At 63.4% G+C, this 15,088-nt stretch carries 15 protein-coding genes; 7 read left to right on the top strand and 8 right to left on the bottom strand.

Translation table 11 applies throughout. The features are described from left to right. The first annotated feature begins 288 nt into the window (after window positions 1-288). The 4 genes from ABFX36_RS17780 (at window position 289) to ABFX36_RS17765 (ending at window position 5,169) form a co-directional block, all read left to right on the top strand. Window positions 289-1,455 carry a site-specific integrase gene (locus tag ABFX36_RS17780; protein WP_039868144.1) on the top strand — a complete coding sequence of 389 codons (1,167 nt, stop codon included), beginning with the start codon at window positions 289-291 and terminating at the stop codon, window positions 1,453-1,455. Between the two features lie 176 nt (window positions 1,456-1,631). Further along, window positions 1,632-2,756 carry a tyrosine-type recombinase/integrase gene (locus tag ABFX36_RS17775; RefSeq protein ID WP_006898169.1) on the top strand — a complete coding sequence of 375 codons (1,125 nt, stop codon included), beginning with the start codon at window positions 1,632-1,634 and terminating at the stop codon, window positions 2,754-2,756. Then, window positions 2,753-3,085 (top strand): helix-turn-helix domain-containing protein, encoded by a 333-nt coding sequence (locus tag ABFX36_RS17770; protein ID WP_006898170.1) that lies wholly within the window; start codon window positions 2,753-2,755, stop codon window positions 3,083-3,085. The genes ABFX36_RS17775 and ABFX36_RS17770 overlap by 4 nt, the downstream gene beginning before the upstream one ends. Before the next feature lie 470 nt (window positions 3,086-3,555). Continuing rightward, the gene (locus ABFX36_RS17765) at window positions 3,556-5,169 is read left to right on the top strand and encodes a hypothetical protein (RefSeq protein ID WP_157225346.1); all 1,614 of its coding nucleotides are present in this window, start codon (window positions 3,556-3,558) and stop codon (window positions 5,167-5,169) included. Between the two features lie 172 nt (window positions 5,170-5,341). Here the strand turns inward: ABFX36_RS17765 and ABFX36_RS17760 are convergent, their stop codons facing one another. Beyond that, entirely contained in the window at window positions 5,342-5,755 is a 414-nt protein-coding gene (locus tag ABFX36_RS17760) for a RidA family protein (protein WP_006898173.1), read from the bottom strand. Window positions 5,756-5,760: 5 nt separating this feature from the next. Further along, the gene (locus ABFX36_RS17755) at window positions 5,761-6,414 is read right to left on the bottom strand and encodes a TetR/AcrR family transcriptional regulator (protein ID WP_101841652.1); all 654 of its coding nucleotides are present in this window, start codon (window positions 6,412-6,414) and stop codon (window positions 5,761-5,763) included. A 332-nt stretch (window positions 6,415-6,746) separates the two neighbouring features. On the opposite strand from ABFX36_RS17755, the gene ABFX36_RS17750 reads away from it, so the two are divergent. Then, window positions 6,747-7,766 (top strand): hypothetical protein, encoded by a 1,020-nt coding sequence (locus tag ABFX36_RS17750; protein WP_006898175.1) that lies wholly within the window; start codon window positions 6,747-6,749, stop codon window positions 7,764-7,766. Window positions 7,767-8,353: 587 nt separating this feature from the next. Here the strand turns inward: ABFX36_RS17750 and ABFX36_RS17745 are convergent. Genes ABFX36_RS17745 through ABFX36_RS17735 form a run of 3 tightly spaced genes read right to left on the bottom strand, consistent with a single transcriptional unit; the run spans window position 8,354 to window position 10,545 of the window. Beyond that, window positions 8,354-9,031 carry a zf-HC2 domain-containing protein gene (locus ABFX36_RS17745; protein WP_081598158.1) on the bottom strand — a complete coding sequence of 226 codons (678 nt, stop codon included), beginning with the start codon at window positions 9,029-9,031 and terminating at the stop codon, window positions 8,354-8,356. Next, window positions 9,028-9,579, bottom strand: coding sequence for a sigma-70 family RNA polymerase sigma factor (locus ABFX36_RS17740; RefSeq protein WP_006898178.1), 552 nt, complete (start codon window positions 9,577-9,579; stop codon window positions 9,028-9,030). Before ABFX36_RS17740 ends, ABFX36_RS17745 begins: the two co-directional genes overlap by 4 nt. After that, window positions 9,580-10,545 carry a DUF302 domain-containing protein gene (locus ABFX36_RS17735; RefSeq protein WP_039868152.1) on the bottom strand — a complete coding sequence of 322 codons (966 nt, stop codon included), beginning with the start codon at window positions 10,543-10,545 and terminating at the stop codon, window positions 9,580-9,582. It lies immediately after the preceding gene. Between the two features lie 269 nt (window positions 10,546-10,814). On the opposite strand from ABFX36_RS17735, the gene ABFX36_RS17730 reads away from it, so the two are divergent. Beyond that, entirely contained in the window at window positions 10,815-11,219 is a 405-nt protein-coding gene (locus ABFX36_RS17730; RefSeq protein WP_006898181.1) for a Fur family transcriptional regulator, read from the top strand. Window positions 11,220-11,312: 93 nt separating this feature from the next. Then, a complete protein-coding gene (gene katG / locus ABFX36_RS17725) occupies window positions 11,313-13,508 on the top strand; it encodes a catalase/peroxidase HPI (protein WP_039868156.1) in 2,196 nt (731 codons plus the stop codon). 257 nt (window positions 13,509-13,765) lie between these two features. Here katG and ABFX36_RS17720 read toward each other — a convergent pair whose 3' ends face one another. The 3 genes from ABFX36_RS17720 to ABFX36_RS17710 are packed head-to-tail and all read right to left on the bottom strand — an operon-like array spanning window position 13,766 to window position 15,078. Then, window positions 13,766-14,401, bottom strand: coding sequence for a class I SAM-dependent methyltransferase (locus tag ABFX36_RS17720; protein ID WP_151097334.1), 636 nt, complete (start codon window positions 14,399-14,401; stop codon window positions 13,766-13,768). Window positions 14,402-14,404: 3 nt separating this feature from the next. Continuing rightward, window positions 14,405-14,812: a DUF5313 family protein gene (locus ABFX36_RS17715; RefSeq protein ID WP_006898185.1), complete on the bottom strand. Its 408-nt coding sequence runs from the start codon at window positions 14,810-14,812 to the stop codon at window positions 14,405-14,407. Between the two features lie 20 nt (window positions 14,813-14,832). Continuing rightward, entirely contained in the window at window positions 14,833-15,078 is a 246-nt protein-coding gene (locus ABFX36_RS17710) for a YgaP family membrane protein (RefSeq protein WP_006898186.1), read from the bottom strand. Between the last annotated feature and the right edge of the window lie 10 nt (window positions 15,079-15,088).

The following is a 15,088-nucleotide window of genomic DNA, read 5'->3' as shown; positions in this document are numbered from 1 at the left end:
AGCGAATCTCGGTCGCACCGATCTGATCAGGCATTTTGCTATCGTGCCGCATGACAGCCCGATGAGAACGATGACACGCCTATGACAAGCCGATGAGAAAATGACACGTTCGGTGAGAAGCTACATGGCCGACAAGGCCCGTTTTGGCGGCGGTGTCACAGTCACCAACGTTATTTGTGCGGTGACCGACGAGAATTTTCCTTCCCGCACCGTAGACCCACAAACCACCAGCTGAGCGTGGTTTTGGATCCAGAAAATGTGTCGGAGCTGCCCGCTACAGTCCTTTCCATGACAGAACGCCAGCCAGCAGACGGCCCGAACACTGTCCCAGCTGTCGTGTCGTGTGGCGCAGCGGTGTTTCCGGATCTGACGCCCGAGGTTGCCGCCCGGATAGAGCGGTCGATGGCTGCATCGCGGTCCGCCGGTACCCGCCGGGCTTACAGCTCGGCGTGGCGAGGCTTCGAGACCTGGTGCACCGCCACCGGACATGCCGCGTTGCCGGCGCATCCCGCCGTGGTGGCCGCGTATCTCGTCGCCGCGGCCGACACACTCACCGTCGACGGCACGCGGGCGTATGCGCCTGCGACATTCGGCAAATGGATTGCAGCGATCGCCGACCGCCACCGCAGCGCCGGCTACGACAACCCGTGCGGACACGAAATGGTGAAAGCGACTCTGGCAGGTGTTCGTCGGGATTATGCGTCGGCGGGGGAGCGGCCCCGCAACCCGCGGGCACCGCTGCTGACCTCCGACATCACCACGATCGTCGACCACGCGCGCCGCAGTGCTGTCGGGTGGGCGTCCGAGGTGCTCGAGCGCCGCGACACCGCGCTGCTGCTGATGGGCTTCACCGGCGCGTTTCGTCGCAGTGAACTCGTAGCGCTCGAATGCCGCGATGTCCGCCGCGACCGTCTCGACGGCGCGCACGTACAGATCCGGAAGTCCAAGACCGACCAGGCCGGCACCGGAGCAGTGAAAGCACTACCGTTCACCAACCGCCACGAGTCATGCCCGGTGTGCGCGTGGGTGCGATGGCTGCAGCTCGTCGCCGCGTTCGACACCGGCGGCAGAGTCGCCGTCATTCGGTTACTTTCCCGTGCAACACCATTCGACTCTCATGTGTGCCGGGGAGCATTGCCCGCCGCCGACAAATCTTCGCCGCTGTTCCGATCGGTCCGCAAGAATGGCAACCTCTCCGACACTGCGCTCTCCGGGGCTGCGGTGCACGCCGCGATCCGTCGCCGCGCCGCTCGCGCCGGCTTCGACCCCGAGACGGTCACACAGTTGGGTGGGCATTCGTTGCGGGCAGGATTCGTCACCCAAGCATTCCGCAACGGCGCAGACGCCCACGCCATCATGCGCCAGACCGGCCACACGACCCCTGGGATGGTCGAAATCTACGCCCGTGAGCACGCACCCATGCTCGGCAACGCCGTCACCGACCTCGGACTATGAAACCGGAACTAGGCGGAATTGCGTCCGATGCAACTGCGTTCCACCGCATAAGCTGATGCGACCTGGACGTTGACCGCGGTGTCATCCTATCCGTTGCCGGCTTTCCGTCTCGCCTGACCTGCGGCGACGGCAGTCAGACTAGACTTGATTCAACATTGTTGTGTTTAATGCAACGCATGGGCGAGACTGAGATTCCGGGTGCGGCGCATCTGGTGTTGACCGACGGGGTAGTGCATCTCGAGCCCGAACAGGCAGTGTTCGAAGCGATGCTGGCGGGGTGGGAACGTCAGCAACGAACGCGGTTTCTCAGTGACGAGGGGACGATCGCGCCGCGTTTGTCGCTGGTGCGTCGGATGGCCGAGTTCACCAATTCGTATCCGTGGCAATGGGAACCGGCGGACGGTGAAGATTTCATCGTGCATCTGCGGTCCTCGGTCCGGCGTAAGCCGATCGTGGTGTCGACCGCCCGGTCGTACGAGATGTCGATTTGCTTGTTCATGGAGTACGTCACCGACAGCCGCTACGGTTGGCCTGCGCAGTGCTGGGATCGGTTTTCGGTTGTGCCGCAACAGGTTTTTCACGAGGGAAACACGATCGCGCATGCTGCAGATTTCGAGGGCGGACCGGGGAGGCGGCCGCTGACCTACGACGAAGTGCAGACCTTGTTCGATGCCGCGGACGGCCGCGTCGAGCAGATCCGCAAGCTGGGCCGCAAAGGTTCGTTGACAGCGTTACGCGACGCCGCCCTGCTCAAGACCGTCTACGCCTACGGACTGCGCCGTCGAGAGGCCCGCGGGTTAGATCTCTCCGACCGACGCCGCGCACCGAAAGCAGCGCAGTACGGCCAGTACGGTGCTTGGTTCGTGCGGTGGGGGAAGGCATCGAAGGGAAGCCCGCCGAAGCGGCGCACCGTGTTGACGGTTCCGGAGATGGATTGGATCGTCGATGTGCTCGACCACTGGGTCGAGGAGGTTCGGCCATTGATGAAGCCGGGCGCGCTGACCGCGCTCTGGGTCAGCGAGCGCGCCGGTCGAATGTCACTGCGCAGCATCAACGATGCCTTCGAGCAAGTGCGTCAGGCGGCGGGGTTGCCGGTCGAACTCGACCTGCACTGTCTGCGGCATTCGTACGTCACGCATCTGGTGGAGTTCGACTACCCAGAACGGTTCGTCTCCGAACAGGTCGGTCACCGATACGCCTCGACGACCGCGATCTATACCGGTGTATCCGACGAGTACCGAACCCGACTAATACGCCGAGCGCTGCAGAGCCGCGACACTTTATGGAAGGGAGCGCCATGATCAAGAAGATGGGCTACCGCTGGAACCTGCGACGCCTGATGGCCGACCATGAGATGTTCCAGACCACCGAGCTGGGCCCGCTGCTCGCCGAGCGCGGGATTCACCTCTCCCGCGAACAGGTCTACCGGCTCGTCACCGCACCGCCGCAACGGTTGTCGATGGACACCCTCGCCGCGTTGTGCGACATCCTCGGGTGCACACCGAACGACCTCATCGAGATCGACGTCGTCAACACTGCTATCAAGAAGACGAGCAACGGCAGTACGGGTGAGCACCCAGCCCCGCCACGGGCACGACGCACCACCATCCGCCGACCAGAGACGACATGAGCCGACGGCCGGGAGTCGAGCCACGCCAAATCGTGCTCGAGCGAGCCGCCCATCACGTCAGAAACAGTGTTCCTGACCTCAGCCTCTGCGCCGCAATGGAATTCGTTGCCGAAGCGGTAGTCGACTCAACACTGAGACCGTTGGAAGCGCACCTTGCGCGGCATCCCGATGCGCTGACGTCGGGATCATCGAACACCCCAGTGGCAGTGCAGCGACTGGCCGCGCTACTCGTCGCGGCCGGACACACCACGGTCACGATTCCCAGTTGCCTACGATGCAAGGCCCCAAAGATCCTGCACCACATAGTCGACGGAGGTCGTGTCTGCGACAACTGCCGACGATATTTCCACTGCGCGCCGTGCAGTCGCTGCGGCAAGGATCGGTCGATCGCCAAACGCGACGACCACGGCAGACCACTGTGCAGCTCATGCGTCCCCCGCAAGAGGGGGCCATGCGGACAATGTGGGCGAGTGTTGGCGATCAAGGCGCGGCGGAGCGACGGCGCCGCATTGTGTCCGAATTGCTACCGCACTCCGCACTGCACCTGCATCCGGTGCGGGGAGGACGCGCCCACATACGCCCACACCGACGACGGCCCGATCTGCAAAAGCTGCTACACCCGGCCCAAGCGCCGCTGCGGTGGGTGCGGCGAAGTCAGGGGAATCGACCGCACCGCCCGAGGCACCGAACCTGATCTCTGCAACCGCTGCCTCACCCGACCACGACACCCATGCGTGATCTGCGGTGCGGCGCATCCAGCACATCCGGATGCCCAACAACCGGTATGTCTTCGCTGCCGCGACGACGGCCATGTCCTCGAACCCCAGCTCACCGAATCCCCGACACGAGTACGCCGGCGACAACACGAAACCGCCCACGACGCACTCGAGGCAAAGCTCCGCATCGTCCTCAGTCACCCGGAACACGGCATTGCCGAGCAACTTGTTCCGTTAATTGCCGTCTTCGCCCACGTCCCCAATCCGTCTTCGATGATGCGCTGGCTTCATCGACGCGCCGGCGGTGCGAAGTTGCTTCACGAGCTCGCTCAACGAGCCCACCACGAGTCCCTGAGCCATGAACTGCTCGACCAGTGCCCGCCGAGCTATGCTTTGCACCGACTGCGTGATCTGCTCGTCCACGCGGGAATTCTCGCGGAGCGCGACGAGTTGCTCGAGCGAATCGAACAGTGGCTCGAGCATGCCCTCGGTGAACGGCCCGCTCATCACATCGCACTCGTGCGACCATTCGCCACCTGGCACGTTCTGCGGCGTGCTCGCCGACGATCCAACCGACGGCCCGTCACGGTCAGCGCTGCCACTTACGTTCGGAGCCAAATCGCAATCAGTCTCGAATTCCTGACCTGGCTCGATGAACGCGGCAAGACACTGCCCACGACCGATCAAGCCGACATCGATGTTTGGCTCGACGGTGGCAGCGAATACCGTTACTTCGTAACCACATTCATAGAATGGTCGAAAGGAAGGAAGCTATGCTCCGACCTGACGGTGCCCCAAAGGCCGAGCGCCGACCCGTCGAACTTGCTCACCGAAGAAGACCGGTGGGACATGCTCGACAGGTGTCTTCACGACGACGAACTGCCTCTCGACGTCCGAGTCACGGGTGCGCTCGTCCTGCTTTACGGCCGCACAACCACCAGCATCGCTACGCTGACCTGTGGCCGCATCGACGTCGTCGACCAGGAGACCTACCTGCGTTTCGACGAAGGCCCCGCCTTGGTGCCACCTGCACTGGCCGCACTCCTGACCACCCTGCGAGACAACAGAGTCGGTCGCGAAACCTTCTACCAGACCGAACTCGCAACCCGATTTCTGTTTCCGGGAAGGTCCCCGGGCAGGCCAATGGCGTCTGCTGTCCTCGCACGCAAACTCCGCCACCACGGGATCGAACCGCTTCCTGCCCGCCACTCGGCTCGCTCGGCCTGGGCCCGCGACATCCCTGCCCCGATCGCCGCTGACCTACTCGGCGTCAACATATCTACAGCCACCAAATGGTCCAGTCGAACACGACGAGACTGGGCCGACTACCTGCTCGCTCGTTCCGAAGAGCAACAAGACGAATCATGAACGCCAAGCTGAAACAGTGAATGTGCACTTACACAACACATTCAAGGTCCTACCATCGAGCATTTCGACCAGGTTCGATCCGGGCATCGGGTCTCGACTACCTGTCCCTGTTTTCGGATACACCGACGAGTGGGCAGGTTACGTCGCCGGTGGCCCCCAAATGGGGTTGCGTCTACGATTCGGCGCTTGGGTAGGAAGCGACTGCTTCGACCTCGAACAGAATGTCGGGCATGGCCAAACCCGACACACCGATTACGGTCTGTGTCGGTGGCAGCTCCCCGCAGCTGTCATGGACAACACTTCCGATGATTCCGAGCTTCTCGAAATCCGGGCCGACGACGTAGGTTCTGAGTTGGACGATGTTGCTGTGGTCGAGCCCGTGCGAAGCCAGGGCCACGCCGAGGTTGGCGAATGCTTGTTTCACTTGGCCGGCGAAGTCGGCAGAGACGACCATGCCGTCCTTTCCGGATCCGTACTGACCGGAGACGAACACTAGGCCAGTACCGGCCGGCACTGCCGCAGTGTGACTGTAGCCGTAGGGAATTGGGTCGTGGAGCTCACTGGGGTTGATGACTGAGTGGGACATGGGTGTCACCCTTCTTGTTCGCCGAGCGCCGGCGGGTTGCCGGAAGTTTCGTGGGTATCAACTTGGAGGACGTACGCCAACTGGGAGATGACTACGTCGCGGTAATTCGTTGCAGGAAGAGGCAGGTGGCCGAGTACCGTTGGGTACAGCACGCCGACGATGTTTGCCACTGCGACTTCGACGATGGACTCGACATCGAAGCGCGGGTCGAATTGACCGCTCTCCACTCCTCGACGAACAGCGTCCGCGAAGGGTTCTCGGTACTGGGTCGCCAATGCTGTGGCGTGCTGCCGGAGTTCGGTGTCGTGGGCGGCTGCCGTCCAGAATTCCATGAGCATCCGCCAGGTCGGAACATCCGTTGCAAGGCCACGGTCCACCATCGCCACCAGTTGTTTCCATGGGTCATCGAATTGCGCCGTGAATTCGCGCATGGCTTCAACGGCAACGGAAGTGGCGCGTTGGAAAGCTTCGATCAACATGTCCTCGCGAGATCCGAAGTAGCCCTGCAAGGTGCTTACTGCGATACCGGAGGCCTCGGAGATATCTGCGTACCTGGTGCCGCTGTATCCGCGGACCGCCATAGTCGATATCACCTGATCGAGCACGAGGAGACGCTTGGGGCCACCTGCTCGTCGGTTGCGCACTGCGGCTTCGCTCATAGCCATACCGTATCACAATACGGTATGGCTAGCCGGTTCAACATCCGCCTTCGATCACGTCCACCGCCGCAAACGAGCCTCCGATTGACGTGACGGTGCGAATGGACGGGCTCGTACGGAACGGTTTCGCGCCCGCTGACAGACGGCGGGCAGATCTGAAGATGCTTGGGCTACGGGGGCGTCCACCTCGGCTCGACGTCACCAAGGCTGGGCGAGCGGTGCCTAAACTGTTGTAACAGCCAAACCGGGGAGGAAGTGTCACCGTTTCCGAACACTGCAACTTTGAATATCGACACTCCGCCAGTCAATCGAACGGAATTACGTTCGGCTCGGTGGCTTATGGCATCTCGGGTCTCGGCCGCTCCGCAGAACACACATGGGCATTGTTCTGCGACTGGTGCGCTGCCAGCGACCGGTCGTCGCTGCCTGCTACACCGTCCACACTGGCAGAGTTTCTTGACCACCACCCTGCCGCAGTCGCCACGCAGCGTCGTCGAGTATCGGCTGTCAACGCTGCCCACCGCAGTCGCGGTATGGCCGAACCCGGTCGCTCGGTCCCCATTCGGCTCGCTCTCGCAGAGCGCCGCCGGGAACGTCTCACCGAAATCCGTGGCTGCGCTGCATCGATCATCGACGGCATTCTGTCGTCTGGATGGCCATACGGGCTGTTCGGGCGACGTGATGCACTGATATTGACTTTGGTTTCTGCCGGACTGACTTACCGTGACATCAGCACTCTGCGCCGCGGCGACATCGAGGTCGCAGGGCCGGACCTGATCGTTTCCGGCCTGCACCGTGTCACCCCGACCATGCTCGGCAGTTACGGTGAGTCCGGTCCGGTGTCGGTGTACCGGCGCTGGGCGCAACTTCAGTCGATGTTCGATCGCTCCGCGAGTATCTCGATGCTCCGTGAATTTCTCGACCCCGATCGCTCACCTTCGATGTCTGCGTCTCCGGTGGTGACAGCGCAGCACGCGGAGGAGCCGCTTGTGGTTCGTATCGATCGCTGGGGCTACACACCCTGGACGCCGGAACCGCTCACAGTGCAGTCGCTGTCCGCACTGACGCGCGCTCACCTGAACGGTCGGCCGGCTGCGCATCGACCGCGCACCCTGTGGACGACGAACGACCCCGACAGTGCTGTTCTACACGGAGCAGAACCAGGTCGATCGGGCTTCGTTCTGGACAATGCCTACTACGAGCACGGGATTCGTGCCCGGCGTGACGCACACATCCGCCTCGCCGAGCTCGACGATCGGTTCGACGACATCAATGACCGCGTCGACGATCTTTTGCGCACTCTCGTCGACATTCTCGACGAACACGACGGATGGGATCGCGGCGACTGTTGATGCTGTCTCTCGGGCAACTGGCATCGGCGGACTGATTGCACTGTCGGTGTGCTGTCGACCCATGGACACAGATGTCGACTTCCGTCACCGGCTCGATGTCTACGTCGATGAGTGGGTGCCCTTGGGTCGATGGCAGCACCGTCTTCGATACCCGACCGCCGAAACGACGAGACGACCGAAGGCGCGTCCAATTGTCGTCACAGTCATCGCAAACGACTACGAGTATGAGCCCCTGAGGGTGATATCAGCACATACCCATGGGGTACATCTGACCGTGTATACATCCGATGCTCGCTGGGTCGCCTCGGATAGCTAGGGGTCTCGGATCCTGCGACGTACGTGTCGTCGATATCCGTAATTTTCTGTGGGACACCCGACAGTGGGCTGCGGGTCGATTGGTTCTGGTGAGACGAGGAGACTGGTGTGATCGCTCGATGTCGCAGGTCGGACTCGGACTTCGATCCGGGGTACGTCGTGAGCGCCCCGACCTCCTTCGACTGCGGTCCAGCCACTCGGCCGGCCGTTCGACCAACATGCGGTTCGAGGCACCGCATCCAAACCTGGCCCGTGTCGGTGACGACTCGGTCTCAGCGAGAGGCCCGCGCGATCGTGTTGCCCGCCGGATCGTCGATCACGATCGAGTGGATGTCCTCGACAGAAAGGGACGTCGCGCCGGTCACCGCTGCTGCTCGGCTCGCGGTGACCGACCATTGAGCTGCTTGCTGTCGAGCCCCGTCGTTGCCGACCACCTGGAGAGTGAGGACGCCTGCGTCGGGGAGTTGTTGGACGTCGACGTCGATCGATGTGCCCCAGGCTTTCGTGGTGAGCTCGAGCTCACCTGTGGCCCCGATGGTGCTCGACAGAACGAGCGGGCGGGCTCCCGCATCGTTCACCGTTGTCGAATCGTCGGAGCGGGCGAGGCTACTGAGCGGGACGATCGCCGCAGCGACTCCCAGAACGAGGGTCGCCGACACCGCAGTCCACACTCGCCGCCGCCTCTTCTCGGAGGTCCGTTGCTGCCTCATCGCGCTCAGCAGGTGGTCGAGTCGCTGGTCTGCACCGGCCGTCGAGTGCACCGGTGAGAGATCTGCTGGCTGCCTTCGACGTCGAAGCACACCCGCGACGGGTGCCAGTACGTCGATTTCGGTTCGGCAGGCAAGGCAGTCGTCGAGATGTCGTCGTACCGCTGCTCGGTCGTCGCGCTCGAGTCCGTCGAGTACGTACGCCCCGAGCAGTGGTCGGATCTCGTCGTGCGCTGAGCTCATGGAATCAATCCCAACTCGTCGAAGATCCGGCGTAGGGCACGTACAGCGTAGTAGGAGCGGGACTTGACCGTGCCGACCGCGATATCGAGGTGTGCGGCCACTTCGGAGACGGTTCGGCCCTCGTAGTAGATGAGCACGATGACCGCTCGATGCTCCTCGGACAACCGGTGCAGCGACTCGTCTATGAGCCACCCGTCGAGGACCCCGCCCAATTCGTCGTCGATGCACTCGGCAGCGAGTGCGATCTGGTCGTGGACAAGAGTCGGCCTGCTCGTGCTCGCCCGCCACTGATCGGTGAGCACGTTTCGCGCGATCGTCATGAGATAGGACCGCGTCGATGCTGCTGTCACATCGATGCGGTCGATCCCGCGCCACGCACGCAACATCGTCTCCTGGACGATGTCCTCGCACTGCTCGCGGGTCTGGGTGTAGCGGCTGACGAATCGAGTCACTGCATGCTGGTGCTCGCGGAAGAGCGCCGACATGGCAACTTCGGACGCATCGACGAGCTGATGGTTCTGCTGTGAGCCGGATTCGACACCGTCCACCTAACTGCCCGAGCCGGAAGCGGCATCGGTGAAACCGGTCGTGGCGGCCTCGACCATGTCGAGAACGGGATTGGTCGGCGAGATCGAATGCCGAGCAGCGAGTACACGGATATCGGGATGAGCCACGTGAACGATCCCTTCGGAGTCCTGCCACGCCACGTATCGGGCGGGGAGGTCGATCCCCATGGTCTGCTGCGCTCCGACCAGCGCAGTCGAGACCGCAGGATTACCGACGTAGGTGACCATGGTGGGCCTCAGAGGTGTCTCGGCAGCGGCGGACGCGAGATCGACGGTGGCGACTGTGGGCTGATTCTTGGCCGCGAACGCTGCCTCGTATCGAGCGATGGACGCAGCAACCGATGCATCACTGGTCTTTTCGACCAGGTATCTCGGCGCTGTGGACACATCGGTGCCCTCTGCAGCGGCCGCCGAGGATCCCGTCGCATCGGACGCGGTGGATGCCGACCCGGCCCGGAGTCCGTCGAGGGCGTCGGACGACACCGGGATACCAGCGAGCGCCGCGATGTACTCCGCGGAGTTGTATGCCAGAAACACCGTCCCGTTGGCAGCCTGCCAGACCAGGTACTTCTGTGGAAGGTCGATCGCGGCCCGTTGATCCGCGGTGATCAACGGCGACGCCGCCTTCGGATTCCCCCCGATCACCACGGTGGTCGGACGGATCGTCTTACCTGTTCCCTGTGCCAACTTCTCGAAATCCACAGTGGCTGCCACAGTCCCCACCGTCTCGAGCGCGCGCTGGACCCGAGAGACCGTGTCACTCACGGAGTAGTTGCTGGCGTACACCACCAGACCGGGTTCGGACGGTGCTGCATCAGGTGTTGAGGCGCTCGGATCCGCCGACGTGGACACCGGAGTACTCGACACAGCGACCGAACCGGTGGGTTCGGTGGAACCGCACCCGGCGAGGGCGATCATCGCCGCCGACGCCAGGAGCGACGTTGCCATACGGAACCTTGAAGTGTTCATCACGTGTCCTGTCCTCGGGCCCACGACTGCTGTGGGCTTCACTGTGGTGTACGCACACCGAGCCTGAGGGGTTCACCCGAACCGAAGATCCTCCGGCGATTGCTCCCCGCAATCTCGGTGCCACTCGGCGCGGAACGCGCTGGCTCTGCGCTCGCCGCCTCACATCAGTCCGTCGCTCAGTTTCCGGACTCATTCCAGAAAAGTCATGCATACTGGTCGATGTGAGCTCATCGTCGAACTACTCGGAGATGCTGCGTAGTGCTGCGCTCAGAGTCACCCGCCCCCGTCTGGCGGTGCTCGACGTGGTGCACGAACATCCGCACGTCGACACCGACACCGTCTACGGAGCCGTTCGGGCCACCCTGCCCGACGTCTCGCGCCAGGCCGTGTACGACGTGCTCCGCGCTCTGACCATCGCGGGACTGGTCCGGCGCATTCAGCCGTCGGGTTCGGTCTCCCGGTACGAGAGCAGGATCGGCGACAATCATCACCATCTCGTGTGCCGCAAGTGCGGCGCGATCGCCGATGTGGAGTGCGCCGTCGGCGAGGCTCCGTGCCTCACTCCGTCGGAGGCCCCTGGTTTCGTCGTCGACGAGGCAGAGGTCATCTACTGGGGCCTGTGCGAGAACTGCTCCACCAGCGTCAGCCCCTGATGTCGCGGCGCGGGAGCGCCGCGGAAATCAGATCATTCACCATCTTCTGGAGGGAAACTCGTGTCCGAGGACCACACAACACGCGAAAAAGAGATGAACCAGGACCAGCCACAGGAGTCGGGTGGCAAGTGTCCGGTCATGCACGACTCGATGCCGGCACCCGTCGAAGGCGGAAGCAACCGCGAGTGGTGGCCCAAGTCCCTGAATCTGAAGATCCTCAAGAAGAACCCGGCAGTCGGCGACCCCATGGGCCCGGACTTCGACTACGCAGCCGAGTTCAACTCTCTCGATCTCGCTGAGGTCAAGCGCGACATCGAAGCCCTGATGACGAACTCGCAGCCCTGGTGGCCCGCGGACTTCGGTCACTACGGCCCGTTCTTCATTCGCATGGCGTGGCACGCAGCGGGCACGTACCGCAAGCAGGACGGACGCGGCGGTGCCGGAGCGGGCATGCAGCGCTTCGCGCCTCTGAACAGCTGGCCCGACAACGCGAGCCTGGACAAGGCCCGCAGGCTGATCTGGCCGATCAAGCAGAAATACGGCCGCAAGCTCTCCTGGGCCGACCTGATCGTGCTCACCGGCAACGTCGCCATCGAGTCCATGGGCCTGCCGACCTACGGCTACGCCGGCGGACGCGTCGACGCCTGGGAGCCGGACGAGGACATCTACTGGGGCCCGGAGCAGACCTGGTTGGGCGACGAGCGCTACTACGGTGACCGCACCAGCCTCGAGGGCCCGCTGGCCGCAGTGCAGATGGGTCTGATCTACGTCAATCCCGAAGGCCCGAACGGTAACCCGGATCCGGTGCAGTCCGCACTGGACATTCGCGAGACCTTCGGCCGCATGGCCATGAACGACATCGAGACCGCCGCGTTGGCCATCGGCGGACACACCTTCGGCAAGACGCACGGCGCTGCCGATCCCGAGGTGCACATCGGTGCCGAGCCGGAAGGCGCTCCCCTCGAACAGATGGGCCTCGGCTGGAAGAACAGCTACCAGAGCGGTGTCGGTGCGGACGCGATCACCAGTGGCCTCGAGGTCATCTGGACCCCCACGCCCACCCAGTGGGACAACTCGTTCCTCGAGACCCTGTACGGGTTCGAGTGGGAGCTCTACAAGAGCCCAGCCGGTGCACACCAGTGGCGCCCGAAGAACGGCGAGGGCGCGGACCTCGTTCCCGATCCCGCCGATCCCTCCAAGCGTCGCCACCCGTCGATGCTCACCTCCGACATCGCGATGCGCGTCGACCCGATCTACGAGCAGATCACCCGGCGGTGGCTCGATCATCCCGAGGAGCTCGCAGAGGAATTCCAGAAGGCCTGGTTCAAGCTCACCCACCGCGACATGGGACCGGTCACGCGTTACCTCGGCCCCGAGGTTCCGGCGGAGCCCCTGCTCTGGCAGGACCCGATCCCGGCCGTCGATCACGAGCTGATCGGTGACGCACAGATCGCCGAACTGAAGCAGGCCATCCTCGGATCCGAATTGACTCAGGATCAGCTGATCTCGGCTGCGTGGGCGGCGGCGTCGTCGTTCCGCGTCAGTGACAAGCGCGGCGGTGCGAACGGTGGCCGTCTGCGTCTGCAGCCGCAGGCCGGCTGGGAGGTCAACGAGCCCGACGAGCTCGCACAGGTCATCCGCGTTCTCGAAGGAATCCAGCAGTCATTCTCCGGAACTGTGTCCTTCGCCGACCTCGTGGTACTCGGTGGCGTCGCAGCCGTCGAGCAGGCCGCCAAGAACGCCGGCGTCGACATCACGGTCCCGTTCACCCCGGGCCGCATGGATGCCACGCAGGAGAAGACGGACGTCGACTCGTTCTCCGATCTGGAGCCCAAGGTCGACGGTTTCCGTAACTTCCTGGGCAAAGGCCAGAAGCTGCCGGCCGAGTTCAACCTGGTCGATCGGGCAAACCTGCTCTCGCTCAGTGCGCCCGAGATGACCGTGCTCGTCGGTGGTCTGCGCGTGCTCGGTGCGAACTTCAAGAAGTCGACGCACGGCGTTCTGACCGACAAGGTCGGCACGCTCACCAACGACTTCTTCGTCAACCTCCTCGACATGGGCACCGAGTGGGTTCCCGCCGCCGAGGAGGGCATCTACGAGGCCAAGGATGCCGCTACCGGTGAGAAGAAGTGGACCGGAACTCGCAACGATCTGGTCTTCGGCTCGAACTCCGAGTTGCGCGCTGTCGCAGAGGTTTACGCTTGCGATGACGCCAAGGACAAGTTCGTCCGCGACTTCGTCGCGGCGTGGGACAAGGTCATGATGCTCGATCGCTACGATCTGGCCTGATTTCTCCATCGAACCCCATCTTCACCCCCGTACCGACTCTCGGTGCGGGGGTGAAATGGGTTCAGCGTCGGAGCCTCGGCGTCGTTGCGAAGTCTCGGTGGGCTGATCTCGTCGCCCCTACATCCTGGGTTGTTCGCCGTGGGTGCGCGACAAGTGTGGGTGGATGGCAGAGAAGCAACTTCTCGAGTTCGTCGAGACCGAGATAGCCGGGCGTGGCCGGTAGTTCGTGCCGCGAGGATGGTGGTCCTTGCTCCCGTTCAGGCCACTTTCGTGGCGTGAAGACGCTCGACAAGACCGAGAGTGAACCGGTCGATGTCCTCGATGGAGAAGCTCTCGTCACCGGTGATCACGAGCGAGGGCCGGCGCAGAAAGTGCTCGCCGCCGATCGGGACGCTCACCAGTTCCAGGGCGCGTTGGATCCATCGAACCGGCCGGATCGACGAGGCGACGTGATCGGCGAGTAGCAACGTTCCACCCGGACGCAGCACCCGCGACATTTCCGCGAGCGCGATGTCCGTGGCGGGGATGGCGCAGAGTGAGAACGTGCACACCACGGTGTCGAAGGATGCATCGGGAAAGTCGAGAGCATGAGCGTCCCCGAGCGTCAGGTGCGCATCCGGTCTGACGTCGGCGGCGCGAAAGTGTGCCTGCGCGAGCATGTCCGGACTCAGCTCGATTCCGGTCAACGATGTCCCCGCCGGGTAGTGCTCGAGATTGAGTCCCGTTCCCACTGCGACCTCGAGAACCTGGCCTCGGGCGCGACTGCAGATCCAGGATCTGGTGTCGCGGAAAAGGACTCGGTCGAGGAAGGTCATGTGCTTGTCGTAACCGGCCGCTTGCTTGTCCCAGAATCGTTGCCATCGGGCGAGACGGTGCGTCGAATCGCCGACCATCGCTCAGTGCTCCCGGCCGGGAGCGATGGGTGCCGCGGCGGTGCGTGAGGCCTCGGACTCGGGGTGCGCCGCCAGATAACGCTTCTTGACCAGCTCCGATTCCTGCGCTTTACGGGAGTTCGTGAGATCGCGGGGCAGCATGTGTCGCACGAGGCGGCGTTGCCGATTCTCTTCCATGTACGAGGCGGTGAAGAACAGCGAGAGCAGGACCGCCAGAAGCACCATGGAACCACGCAACCACAGTTCACCCGGAAAGAACATGAACACGGCGTAGATGGGAAGAAACGGAACCTGGCCGCGGATCAGGTGCCGAACCACGGCGTGATTGCCCGTCAGATCGTTGGCCACCCAGTCCGTCATGGTCGAGGGCAGAGTGCGGCCGAAGGCGTAGCCGACCCACTGCCACGGCAAAGGGCGGGTCCTGTTGCGGTTCACCGGGTCGGGGTCGCTGTGCTCTGACGCATCCCCAGCCGCTTCATCAACAGGCTGGCCGGGCACCATCCGACTGCGGAATACAGCAGCAGATTCCCGCCGACGAATGCTGTCAGGACATGCCAGCGGCGGTCGTGAAGGGAACCGGCGGCGAGGCTGGCAAGGACCATGGTGCCCGCCAGCGCGGGGACTGCGCGTTCGATACTCGGTCCGCCGGGGCCGGTGAGGGTGTCGGTGCATGACATGCGGTAGATC

Origin of the sequence: Gordonia cholesterolivorans (genome assembly GCF_039531975.1) — a bacterium.
Taxonomy (GTDB): Bacteria; Actinomycetota; Actinomycetes; order Mycobacteriales; family Mycobacteriaceae; genus Gordonia; species Gordonia sihwensis.
The sequence above is the reverse complement of the archived record's forward strand: the minus strand, read 5'-3'. Positions and strand labels throughout refer to the sequence as shown.